We start from the raw sequence: 11,695 nt of genomic DNA on the forward strand, positions 1-11,695 counted from the left end.
CCCCGCCGTGGCGGTCGACAACCCCGACGGCGTCGAGCTGGCCCCGTACACCATCCCGCGGGTCCCCGCGATCGGCTGGGACCCGGGCACCAGCCCCCGGCGCCGCTGGATCGCCCGCGGCCTGCTGGGCGCCGTCCTCACCGTCCAGGCCGCCCTCTCGCTGCGCCTGCTGGCCGCCGCGCACCCCGACGAGGCCGCCGCCATGGTCGCCGGCCGCCAGCAGCTGGCCCACCTGCTGCACGGCACCCCGGTCACCACCGACCTGGTCGACCGGGTGCACGGCTCGCCCTGGCTCTACCCGCCGCTGGCCGGCGCCGCCGCCGACGCCAACGGCATCTGGGGCACCCGGCTGCTCAGCCTCGGCTTCGCGCTGCTCACCACGGTCCTGCTGTACTCGCTGACCCGGCGGCTGTTCAACGAGCGGGTCGCCATCTGCGCCATCGCCGGGTACGCCGTCCTCCAGTCCACCGTCGTGGTCGGCTTCTACGCCGCGCCCGAGTCCCTCGCCGTCCTGCTGGTCGCCCTCGCGGCCTGGACCACGGTGTTCACCGCAGGCCGCCATCCGGCCCTGGCCCTGCTCGCCGCCCCGCCCACGGCGCTGGCCTGCGCCACGGCCTACTCGGCGGCCTTCGCCGTCCCCGCCCTGGTGGCCCTCGCCTTCGCCTGCGCCCGGCCGTACCACCGGGTGGGCCCGGCCGCCCTGCGCTCACTGCTGACGGCCCTGGGCACCCTCGTCCTACTGCTCCCGTACGGCACCCTCGGCAAGGTCGCCGGGTGGTCGCCCTCGCGCGGCAACGCCCCCGGCTCGGCCGGCTCGGTCCTGCTCGGCACGCTCCAGTGGGCCGGCCTGTTCACCGTCCTCGCGGTGGCCGGCACCATCGCCTACGCGCGCCGCGAACAGATGCCCGAGCACGACGCGCCGGAGAAGGAGCCCCTCCCCACCACCCGGGGCCGGCGCGCCCTGCTCGGGGCCGTCCTGACCGCCACCGCCCTGCTGGTCCCCGCCGCCCACCTGTGGACCGGCACCTCCGGCGCGCTGTTCCGCCACCTCGGCTACGGCATGCTGCTGGCCGCCCCGCTCGCCGGGGTCGGCCTGACCCGGCTGGTCGGCGCCCACTTCCGCCACCCCCAGCTCGGCATCCTGGTCTGGGTCGCCCTGCTCGCCCTCGGCCTGGAGCAGTCCGCGCTGCGCTACCAGAACGGGCCCGACTCCGGCCGCCTGCTGGCCGTCCTGCGGGTCCACACGGAGCCCCAGGGCCGCTACCTCACCGAGGTCGACGGACTCGCCGAGTACTACCTCGGCGGCGTCTCCAAGCCCGAGCAGTGGGTCTCCGCGCGCGCCGGCACCGACTACCGCGACGGGGCCGGCGTCGAGCACCACGGCGACGACGGCAGCGTCGCCGCGATCCGGGACGGCTGGTTCACCATGGTCGTCCTCGACAGCACCGCGCCGAGGGCCACCGACCGGGCCCTGAGCGAGGCCCTGGGCGCCGCCGGACACTACCGGCTGGTCGCCCAATTCACGTCGCCGACCGGCGATTCGAGCACGTACAAGGTCTATCTGAAGCACTGACCGGCTGCCCGGCCCACGCACATCCGCGACACGACAGGCACAACATATGGTGCCGCCGCAGTCCGGCGGCACAACATGTATGCTCGCTTCTGCTGTCGATGCAGGGGAACCCGGTGCGAATCCGGGACTGCCCCGCAGCGGTGAGCGGGCGGCTCCAGCAGCCGCACCCCGCGAGTCCGAGTACCTGCCGACGGCGTGCGCCACGGCCCTCCCGCAGAGGCCGCGCCGGCACCAGCAGTACCCCTCCGGGCCTCGCGGGCGGGCCGGGGAGTCACCTCGCGCGACGCTTTTTTGCGTTCGCGCCGTGCTCCCCTGCCCAGATCGGCCCGGTGGCCCCCCGAGCACCGCCGCCGATCGCCGCCAGGAGAGAGCGCCTTGACCACCGCTGCCTCAGCCACCCTGCCCGCCCAGGGCTCCGGTACCGCCTTCACCGACCCGACGGTCTCCGACCCCGGGGGCGCGCTGCTGCGGCTGCTCACCGACCGCAGCACCGACCTCACCGAGGTCGACCCCGGCCATGTCGCCGCCGCCGCGCTGCGCGGCCGCCACGCCGGCTCGGACTTCGCCGAGCTGCGCGGGCTGGCCGTGGACGCCGCCGCGTCGATGATCGCCGAGGACCCCCAGTACTCGAAGCTGGCCGCCCGCCTGCTCGCGCTGGAGATCGTCGACGAGGCGAACAGCCAGGGCTCGGTGTCCTTCTCCGCCTCGATCGCCGTCGGCCACACCGAGGGCCTGATCGGCGACACCACCGCGGACTTCGTCGCCAAGCACGCCGCCGCCCTGGACGCGCTGATCGACACCGCCGGCGACGACCGCTTCGAGTACTTCGGCCTGCGCACCGTGCAGTCCCGCTACCTGCTGCGCCACCCGATCACCCGCAAGGTGATCGAGACCCCGCAGCACTTCCTGCTCCGCGTCGCCTGCGGCCTGGCGGTCGGCGACTCCGAGCAGTCGGTGCGCGAGGTGGCCGAGCTGTACGGCCTGATGAGCCGCCTGGAGTACCTGACCTCCTCGCCGACGCTGTTCAACTCCGGCACCCGGCACCCGCAGATGTCGAGCTGCTACCTGCTCGACTCGCCGCTGGACAACCTGGACTCGATCTACAACCGCTACGCGCAGATCGCCCGCCTGTCCAAGCACGCCGGCGGCATCGGCCTGTCCTACTCGCGCATCCGCTCGCGCGGCAGCCTGATCCGCGGCACCAACGGCAAGTCCAACGGCATCGTGCCGTTCCTGCGCACCCTCGACTCCTCGGTCGCCGCCGTCAACCAGGGCGGCCGCCGCAAGGGCGCGGCCTGCGTCTACCTGGAGACCTGGCACGCCGACATCGAGGAGTTCCTGGAGCTCCGCGACAACACCGGCGAAGAGGCCCGCCGCACCCACAACCTCAACCTGGCGCACTGGATCCCGGACGAGTTCATGCGCCGGGTCAACGCCAACCAGGACTGGTCGCTGTTCTCCCCGGCCGACGTGCCGGAGCTGGTCGACCTGTGGGGCGCCGACTTCGACGAGGCCTACCGCAAGGCCGAGCTGGCCGGCAAGGCCGTCCGCACCATCCCGGCGCAGACCCTGTACGCCCGCATGATGCGCACCCTGGCGCAGACCGGCAACGGCTGGATGACCTTCAAGGACGCCTCCAACCGCGCCGCCAACCAGACCGCCCTGCCGGGCCGCACCGTGCACTCCTCCAACCTGTGCACGGAGATCCTGGAGGTCACGGACGACTCCGAGACCGCCGTCTGCAACCTCGGCTCGGTCAACCTCGGCGCCCACGTGGCCCCCGGTGCCACGGTCGACGACCTGCTCGGCGCCATGGACTGGGAGCGCCTCGACGCCACCGTCCGCACGGCCGTGACGTTCCTCGACCGCGTGGTGGACATCAACTTCTACCCGACCACCGAGGCCGGCACCTCCAACTCCCGCTGGCGGCCGGTCGGCCTCGGCGTGATGGGCCTCCAGGACGTCTTCTTCAAGCTGCGGATCGACTTCGACTCCGCCGAGGCCGCCCGCCTGTCCACGCTGATCGCCGAGCGCATCATGCTCACCGCGTACGAGCGCTCCGCCGACCTGGCCGAGCAGCTCGGCCGCCACGAGGCGTACGGCGAGACCCGCGCCGCCCGCGGCGAGCTGCACATCGACCACTTCCCGACGGCCGCCCCGCAGTGGGCCGACCGCTGGACGGCGCTGCGCGCCCGGATCGCCGAGACCGGCCTGCGCAACTCGCTGCTGCTGGCCATCGCGCCGACCGCGACCATCGCGTCCATCGCCGGCGTGTACGAGTGCATCGAGCCGCAGGTGTCCAACCTGTTCAAGCGCGAGACGCTGTCCGGCGAGTTCCTCCAGGTCAACCCGTACCTGGTGCGCGAGCTCAAGGAGCTCGGCGTCTGGGACCAGCAGACCCGCGACGCCCTGCGCGACGCCAACGGCTCCGTCCAGGACCTGAACTGGCTGCCCGCCGGGGTCCGTTCGCTGTACCGGACGGCCTGGGAGCTGCCGCAGCGCGCGCTGATCGACCTGGCCGCGGCCCGCATGCCGTACCTGGACCAGAGCCAGTCCCTGAACCTGTTCATGGCGGCGCCGACCATCGGCAAGCTCAGCTCGATGTACGCCTACGCGTGGAAGGTGGGTCTGAAGACCACCTACTACCTGCGTTCGCGCCCGGCCACCCGCATCGCCCAGGCCGCGTCCGGCACCGCCCGTGCCGCCGCGCCGGCGCCGGTGCCCGTGAACACCCCCTCCCTCACCCCGGAGCAGGAAGCCGCCATCGCCTGCTCCCTGGAGAACCCCGAGTCCTGCGAGGCCTGCCAGTGACCACCCCCGAAGACCGCAAGATGCTGCTCGACCCCGGCTTCGAGCTGACCCTGCGCCCGATGCGCTACCCGTCGTTCTACGACCGGTACCGGGACGCGATCAAGAACACCTGGACCGTCGAGGAGGTGGACCTGCACTCCGACGTCGCCGACCTGGCGAAGCTCAGCGAGGGCGAGCGCCACCTCATCGGCCGGCTGGTCGCGTTCTTCGCGACGGGCGACTCGATCGTCTCCAACAACGTGGTGCTGAGCCTCTACAAGCACATCAACTCGCCCGAGGCGCGCCTGTACCTCTCGCGGCAGCTGTTCGAAGAGGCCGTGCACGTCCAGTTCTACCTGACGCTGCTGGACACCTACCTGCCCGACCCGGAGGACCGCAACGCGGCCTTCGCCGCGGTGGAGAACATCCCCTCCATCCGCCAGAAGGCGCAGTTCTGCTTCAAGTACATGAACGCGGTCGACCACATCGACTCGCTGCAGACCAAGGAGGACCGCCGCGCGTTCCTCCTGAACCTGATCTGCTTCGCGGCTTGCGTGGAGGGCCTGTTCTTCTACGGCGCCTTCGCCTACGTGTACTGGTTCCGTTCGCGCGGCCTGCTGCACGGTCTCGCGACCGGCACCAACTGGGTGTTCCGCGACGAGTCCATGCACATGGACTTCGCGATGTCGGTGGTCGACACCGTCCGCGAGGAGGAGCCCGACCTCTTCGACGACGAGATGGCCAAGCAGGTCACCGAGATGCTGGAGGAGGCCGTCGAGGCCGAGCTCCAGTTCGCCCAGGACCTGTGCGGTGACGGCCTGCCCGGCATGAACACCGCCTCGATGCGCGAGTACCTGGAGGCCGTGGCGGACCAGCGCCTGGCCCGCCTGGGCCTGCCGATCCGCTACGGGTCGACGAACCCGTTCGGCTTCATGGAGCTCCAGAACGTCCAGGAGCTGACCAACTTCTTCGAGCGCCGCGTCTCGGCGTACCAGGTCGCCGTCGAGGGCTCCGTCGCCTTCGACGACGACTTCTAAGAAGCACACGCAACACCAGAGGTGCCCCGCACGGCTCGGCCGTGCGGGGCACCTCTGTCGTTGCCCGCCGTCACCCGGCGTCGCCGTTCCCGGCCCGCCGGCGGCCGGCGGTGAGGTCAGCCTCGGCGGCGGCGAGGATGCGGCCGAAGGTGTGGGCGATGACCGGCTTGGCCAGGGCCCGGGTGAGGGCCGCGCCGAAGGGCAGGTGGACCTGGAAGGTGGTCGTCCACGCGACCTCGGTCCCGCCGGGGACCTCGGTGAAGGTCATCCGGCCGAGTTCGTGCCGGGACGGCGGCAGGCTGCGCTCGACCGTGTAGTCGAAGCCGTACGGCCGGTTGTACGCGGTGACCCGCTCGCGGAACCAGCCGATCGCCCAGGTGTGCACCCGTACCGCCCCCACGCCGTACGGCGCACCGGCGCCCGGCCGGGCCAGGCGGGCCCGGAGGATGAGCGGGGAGCGGGTGTAGTTGGTGGTGGTGGCGCACCAGTCGAACACGTCCTCGATCGGTGCGGCGATGACGCGTCGGACGGTCAGGGTCTCCATGGTCATGTCCCCTCTCTCGGTCGGCGGCGGCGCGGACTGCGGCCACCGCGCCCGACAGATGGACCGGGGAGCCGTCGGAAACGTGACACCGGGGCCGCCGCCCCGTCCCGAAGCGCCTCCGACCATGCCCTTAACCTATTGAATCTGCTACGGTCGTCCATATGACGAAAGATACCGGCGCCCAGTCCGCCGTGACCGAGCTCCGGATGCCCCTCGACACCAAGGTGGTCATCTGGGCCTTCTGCGGCGCGGTCGGCGCCGGCCTCGGCTTCGCCGTCCCGTGGCTGCTCCAGTTCGCCGCCCGGCACCCGATCCCCTACGCGGACACCGTGCGCTTCCTGGGCTCGTTCACCTCCCCGGCCATGGTGATCGGCCGACCGGTGGCGCTCGCCGCCGTCGGGCTCGTGGTCGGGATGTTCGTCACCTACCACGCCGCCACGCTGCGCATCTCGGACGAGAGCATCACCGTCGTCGAGGGCGACGACAGCCGGGTGATCGCCCGGGACCAGGTCGGCGGCGTCTTCCGCCACGGCGGCAAGGTGCGGATCGAGTCACCGGTCGGCCGGGTCCTCTTCGACGACGACGTCGAGGGCGGGAAGGCGGCCATCGCCTCGGCCTTCCGCCGCCACGGCTACCCCTGGGAAGGCGCCTGAGGCCCCTCGTGCCGGATGTGGCACATTGACCGGACGGCCCCAGCCCCGGGCCCCGTGATCGAGAACCGAGGTCTCCCGTGTCCGCAGACAACGCCGCGCCGTACCGACCCGCGCCGCGCACGGTCGTCGAGGCCTGCTTCGACCCGCAGGGCACGGCCCCGCTCGACTACGTCTACGACGTCGCCGCGGCGGCCGGCCTGTCCGACCAGCCGGTACGGCTGGCCGTACGGCGGCTGGAGGCGGCGGGCGTCCTGCGGCAGGAGGGGCGGGGCCGCAAGGGCCGGCTCGTCCTGACCGACGCGGGCCGGCTCCGCTCGGACCTGGACGTCCGGTTCGTCGCGCTCGCCTACGCCCAGGACGCCGGGCGCGCCCCCTGGGACGGACTGTGGCGCCTCTACACCTTCTCCGTCCCCGAGCGGCACCGGGCGGAACGCGACGCCCTGCGCACCGCGCTGACCCGGCTCGGCGCCGCCCCGCTCGCGCCCGGTGCCTACGTCAGCCCGCACGACCTGCTCGACGAACTCGCCGCCGAGGCCTCGGCGGCGACCGTCGACGCCTACCTGGTCACGGCGGAGGCCACCCGCCTGACCGGCCGGGGCTTCACCGGCCCCGCCGCCACCGCCGAGCACCTCTGGCCCGCGGCCGGGACGGTCGAGGCCTACCGGCCCCTCGCCGACGCACTGGCCGAGGAGCCCCTCGGCCCCGACCGCGGCTCCGTCGAACTCGTCGCCACCGCGCTGCGCCTGGCCGAGGCCTTCACCCACGCCCTGGAGCTCGACCCGCTCCTCCCCCCGGAGCTGCGGCCCGCCCCGTGGCCGCCGGCCGGGGTCCGGCGCGGCTTCGACGAGGCCTGGACCGCGATCCGCGGCCGCACCCCCGACCTCTCGCTCTTCCGCGCCTTCGACACGGAGCCGGAACGCCACGAACCGGAGCGCCACGCGCCGTAACAGCGCGAACCGGGGCAACACCTGTCCGCCTGATTTTCACCCGGACGGACGCGATTCCGAATTCCCGGATCGCGAATATGTTCGAGGCTTGATATATCGATAATATGCTCGAAGAATACGACAAGGTATTGGTGTCGGGCGGATTGGGTTTCGTCGGAAGGCACCTGACCAGCGCCCTTCTCTTTCTCGGGAAAGAGGTGGCGATCATCGACAACGCCCGGACCGCGACGAGCATCTCGGCGCCGTCCGGGACCACCCTGCACCTGCTGGACATCCGCGAGGTCGACGCCGTCGCCGAGGCCGTGGACGACGCCGACCTGGTCTTCCACGTCGCCGCGAACGCGAACGGCACGCTGTCGGTGACGCAGCCGCGCCTCGACTTCGAGATCAACGCACTCGGCACCCTGATCTTCGCCGAGGCCCTCCTCAAGGCGTCCGTCCGCCGGGTCGTCTACGTCTCGTCCGCGTCCGTCTACGGAACTCCGCGGAAATTCCCCATGGACGAGGACCACCCGACCCGCCCCTTCGTCCCGTACGGCGCGTCGAAGCTCAGCGGCGAGATCACCTGCCTGGCGCTCCACCGCGCCTGCGGTCTGCCGGTGGTGGTCGGCCGCCCGTTCTGCGTCTACGGGCCGGGTGAGAACCCGCACGAGGCGATGGTCGAGGTCGGCCGGTTCCTGCGCTGGCACCTCAACCACCAGCCCATCCAGATCGTGGGCGACATCGACCGGAAGACCCGCGACTTCGTCCATGTCACCGACCTGGTCCAGGGGCTGCTGACGATCGCCGACCGGGCCGAGCTGGGCGAGGTGTTCAACATCGGCTCCGGTACGGAGGTCTCGATGCGCGACCTCGTCAACACGATCGGGGAGGCCACCGGCGTCACGCCCGAGGTCAGCGTGATCCCGGAGATCGAGGACGACACCTACCGGCTGGTCGGCGACATCTCCAAGCTCCAGGGCCTCGGCTACCGGCCGGCGGTCTCGCTCGCCGAGGGGGTGCGCGACCTGGCCGACCACCTCGGCGCGAACCCGGAACTCCCCGGCAGCCCGACCATCTTCTCCCGCGGCCAGCACGGCGAGTCCTGAGCCGCTCCCCCGCACGAAACCGCCCCACGGAACGCCGAGGGCCGGGACACCAGCGGTGTCCCGGCCCTCGCGTGCGACGGACCGTCAGTCGTTCGCCACGGTCGCGTACTTCGGGGTGCCCTCGGCCATCTGCTTCAGGGCGTCCTTGCGGTCCCGCTTCGACAGCTTGTCGATGTAGAGGGTGCCGTAGAGGTGGTCGGTCTCGTGCTGGAGGCAGCGCGAGAAGAAGCCGGTGCCCTCGACGCGGATCGGCTGACCGTCCTTGTCGACGCCGGTGACCGCGGCGTAGTCCGGGCGGGCCAGCTCGGCGTAGGCGGTCGGGACGGAGAGGCAGCCCTCGTTGCCGTCGTCCAGGACGCGGCGGCGGTCGGCCGGGTACTCCTCCAGCACGGGGTTGATCACGTGGCCGATGTGGCGCACGCCCTCGTCGTCCGGGCAGTCGTAGACGAAGACCTTGAGGTCGACGCCGATCTGGTTGGCGGCGAGGCCGACACCCTCGGCGGCGTACATCGACTGGAACATGTCGTCGATCAGCGCGGACAGCTCACCGTCGAAGACGGTGACGTCCTTGACCTCGCGGTGCAGCACCGGGTTGCCGACGACGGTGATCGGGCGGGCGGTGCCCTTGCTGAGGTCGGGCTCCTCACCGATCACCTTCACGGGCGCCTCGGCCGCCGTCCCCTCCACGTCGTGCTCGTGCTCGTGCTGCTCGGCCTGCTCCGCCATGTCTTCCGCTTCCGTCGGTGTACGCGTTACCTCACCAGGGTACTCAGCACACTTCTTCGAGGTCCCGGTACGCCCGGCTTCCCGGGGCGGACGCGACCCAGCGGTCCAGCAGGGTGCGCACCAGGTGGGCCGGGGCGGCGATCCCGCACTCGCGCTCGACCAGCCAGGACATCCCGGCCGCGCCGCCCTGGCTGAGGTGGCTGAGGTGGCCGGGGTGGGCGGCGTCACCGTCGTCGTGCGGGTCGTGGTGGGCGGCGACCCCGTCGTCGGAGGCCATCCGGCTCTCCGAGCAGGCGCGGCACAGCAGCCGCACCGAGGAGGTCCAGTCCTCGGCCGCGTAGCCGGCGTCGGCGACCAGCCGCTCCAGCGCGTCCCGGTCCCCGGCGGTGGCGGCCTGCAGCAGCACCACGTACGTCGGCACCGGGGAGGGCGCCCACAGCTCGATCTCGTCGAACACCGGGTAGGCGACGCCGTCGGTGACCCGCTCGCCGTGCGGGGCGCCGTCGTGCAGCACCACCTCGCCCCAGCGGCGGCCGGAGGAGGGCAGCGGGATGGACAGCACCTCGATCCGGGCCGGGTCCAGCCGGCGGCCCCAGACCACCTCGGACTCGCCGTCCGGGGACAGCCGCACCGGGGTGGTGCCGAGGTCCAGGCTGACCGGGCCGTCCGGCTGCGCGCCGGGGCCGCCGGACAGCTTCAGCCCGTACGCCTGCCAGGCGCGGCGGGCCAGCGGCCAGTCCTGGAGGGCGGTGGCGGTGATGCCGAGGTTCCACCAGTCCGGGGCGCCGTGCTCGCGGTCCAGCAGGGCGACGGCGCGCAGGCCGGCCGAGCGGGCCTGCTCCCAGTCCCGGCGGAACTTGTGCAGCAGGGCGAGGTTGAACCAGGAGTCGGAGAGCCACGGCTCCAGGTCGGCGGCCATCACCAGCAGGGCGCCGGCGTCCTCGTAGCGGCCGTCGCCGATCAGCGTGAAGGCCCGGTCGGTCGTCTGCCGCCAGGTGGCGGACGGCCGGTGCCGTGCCCGGTGGAAGATCCTCACGTTCGTCCCTGCCGTCGTCGTCCGCTCAAGTCCCGTGCCACCGTGCCCGTACCGCCTCGGAGGGCGCCCGGGCCCGGTGCCCCGGGTCGGTGTTCCACGCTACGACCGCATCCAACCACGCCCGCCCCCGCCCGCGCTCCCCACCGCCGAGGTTGGGGCCCGCCCCTCCCCAGCCTGCCTGTCCGATGCCGCCCGCTCAACCCCTGACGGCCGGAACCCGGTTCCCGGGCCCCGCGGCGGCGGCCGACGGCCCGGGCCGTACGGGCCCGCGGACCCTGCTCCGCCCGGCCGTACGGGCCCCGCGGACCCGAGTTCGAGGACAGGCGCTAGCCGCCCACCCTGGCCAGGGCGTCCACCACGCGGGCGTCGTAGACCCGGCCCCGGCCCAGCCGCAGGGCCTCCAGCGCCTCCAGCCGCCCGACGGCCTCGCCGACGCCCCGGCCGCGGGCCGCCGTGAGCAGGTCGTCGTGGGCGTTGGCGACCCGGATGATCCGGGAGGCGAGCGGCACCGGGCCGTCGCCCGAGGCGGGCCCGGTGCACGGGTCGGCCAGCCGGGCGACCTGCTCGGCGACCTGCCGGGGCACCCCGGTGCGGCTGATCACCTCGCTGCCGAGGCGGGCGATCCGCTGCTGCTCGGCCTCGGGCAGCAGCGCGGTGGCGCCGTCCGGCACCGGTTCGACCAGGGACAGCTGGCCGACGTCGTGCATCAGCGCGGCGTACTCCAGCAGGGCGAGCTCGCGGGTGCCCAGACCCAGCTCGCGGCCCAGCGCGCACGCCGTGTCCGCGACCCGGCGCGCGTGCCCGTGCGGGGTGTACCCGGCCACCTCGGTGGCCCGGGCGAGGCTGGCGATGGTCTGCCCGGTGGTGGCCCGCACGGCGGCGGCGCGCCGGAAGGACACCTGGGCGAGCAGCAGCGGGGTGCAGAACAGCGGCAGCGCCCACAGCCCGACCTCGCCGGCCGCGAGGCTGACCAGCATCCCGGTGGCGACGATCGCCGAGCCGATGCCGAACAGCGAGCGCAGCTCGTCCTCCAGCGCCGCCGGGAACCGCAGCCCGCCGCCGGAGCGGCGCAATAGCGCCGCCAGGGTCGCGTCGCAGAGCGCGGCCAGCGCGGCGACGGCGGTCAGGAACACCCCGTACGCCGGGCCCTCGGGCGAGAAGCGGTCGACCATGCCGCCGTTGTAGAGCGGCTGGAAGACGGCGCCCGCGAAGCCGACGGCGAGCACCCGGCGGGCGGCGCCGTCACGGCGGGCCGGATCGGCCCAGGGCGGACGGCGGTGCGGGCGCCCGGGGCCGTCCGG

10 protein-coding genes and 1 riboswitch are annotated in these 11,695 nt (G+C 73.0%); of the genes, 6 read left to right on the forward strand and 4 right to left on the reverse strand.

Annotated elements, in window-relative coordinates:
* The 3 genes from AE652_RS17275 to AE652_RS17285 all read left to right on the forward strand — a co-directional run.
* The coding region (locus tag AE652_RS17275; protein WP_049652362.1) for a glycosyltransferase family 39 protein at positions 1 to 1,573 on the forward strand (1,573 nt) is incomplete at its 5' end.
* 72 nt (positions 1,574 to 1,645) lie between these two features.
* Positions 1,646 to 1,780, forward strand: a riboswitch (cobalamin riboswitch).
* Between the two features lie 192 nt (positions 1,781 to 1,972).
* Positions 1,973 to 4,384 carry a ribonucleoside-diphosphate reductase subunit alpha gene (locus AE652_RS17280; protein ID WP_049652373.1) on the forward strand — a complete coding sequence of 804 codons (2,412 nt, stop codon included), beginning with the start codon at positions 1,973 to 1,975 and terminating at the stop codon, positions 4,382 to 4,384.
* Between the two features lie 20 nt (positions 4,385 to 4,404).
* A complete protein-coding gene (locus AE652_RS17285; protein ID WP_049652375.1) occupies positions 4,405 to 5,400 on the forward strand; it encodes a ribonucleotide-diphosphate reductase subunit beta in 996 nt (331 codons plus the stop codon).
* 70 nt (positions 5,401 to 5,470) lie between these two features.
* On the opposite strand, the gene AE652_RS17290 is transcribed toward AE652_RS17285, so the two are convergent.
* Positions 5,471 to 5,944: an SRPBCC family protein gene (locus AE652_RS17290; RefSeq protein ID WP_049652377.1), complete on the reverse strand. Its 474-nt coding sequence runs from the start codon at positions 5,942 to 5,944 to the stop codon at positions 5,471 to 5,473.
* 161 nt (positions 5,945 to 6,105) lie between these two features.
* Between AE652_RS17290 and AE652_RS17295 the strand changes: the two genes are divergently transcribed.
* From AE652_RS17295 to AE652_RS17305, 3 genes are all read left to right on the forward strand, one after another.
* Complete coding sequence (locus tag AE652_RS17295; protein WP_159028470.1) at positions 6,106 to 6,597, forward strand: hypothetical protein; 492 nt, start codon at positions 6,106 to 6,108, stop codon at positions 6,595 to 6,597.
* Between the two features lie 77 nt (positions 6,598 to 6,674).
* Positions 6,675 to 7,544 (forward strand): hypothetical protein, encoded by an 870-nt coding sequence (locus AE652_RS17300; protein ID WP_049652365.1) that lies wholly within the window; start codon positions 6,675 to 6,677, stop codon positions 7,542 to 7,544.
* Between the two features lie 104 nt (positions 7,545 to 7,648).
* On the forward strand, positions 7,649 to 8,632 hold the full coding sequence (locus AE652_RS17305; protein WP_049652368.1) for an NAD(P)-dependent oxidoreductase: 984 nt from the start codon (positions 7,649 to 7,651) through the stop codon (positions 8,630 to 8,632).
* Positions 8,633 to 8,716: 84 nt separating this feature from the next.
* Here the strand turns inward: AE652_RS17305 and def are convergent, their stop codons facing one another.
* From def to AE652_RS17320, 3 genes are all read right to left on the reverse strand, one after another.
* On the reverse strand, positions 8,717 to 9,292 hold the full coding sequence (def, locus tag AE652_RS17310) for a peptide deformylase (protein ID WP_369808303.1): 576 nt from the start codon (positions 9,290 to 9,292) through the stop codon (positions 8,717 to 8,719).
* Positions 9,293 to 9,401: 109 nt separating this feature from the next.
* The gene (locus AE652_RS17315; RefSeq protein ID WP_049652370.1) at positions 9,402 to 10,394 is read right to left on the reverse strand and encodes a tetratricopeptide repeat domain-containing protein; all 993 of its coding nucleotides are present in this window, start codon (positions 10,392 to 10,394) and stop codon (positions 9,402 to 9,404) included.
* Positions 10,395 to 10,720: 326 nt separating this feature from the next.
* Positions 10,721 to 11,695, reverse strand: a 975-nt coding sequence (locus AE652_RS17320; protein ID WP_053112103.1) for an HD domain-containing phosphohydrolase, incomplete at its 5' end; no start/stop codon positions are given.

Origin of the sequence: Kitasatospora sp. MY 5-36, assembly GCF_001182915.1 — a bacterium.
In the GTDB taxonomy this organism is placed as follows: Bacteria; Actinomycetota; Actinomycetes; order Streptomycetales; family Streptomycetaceae; genus Kitasatospora.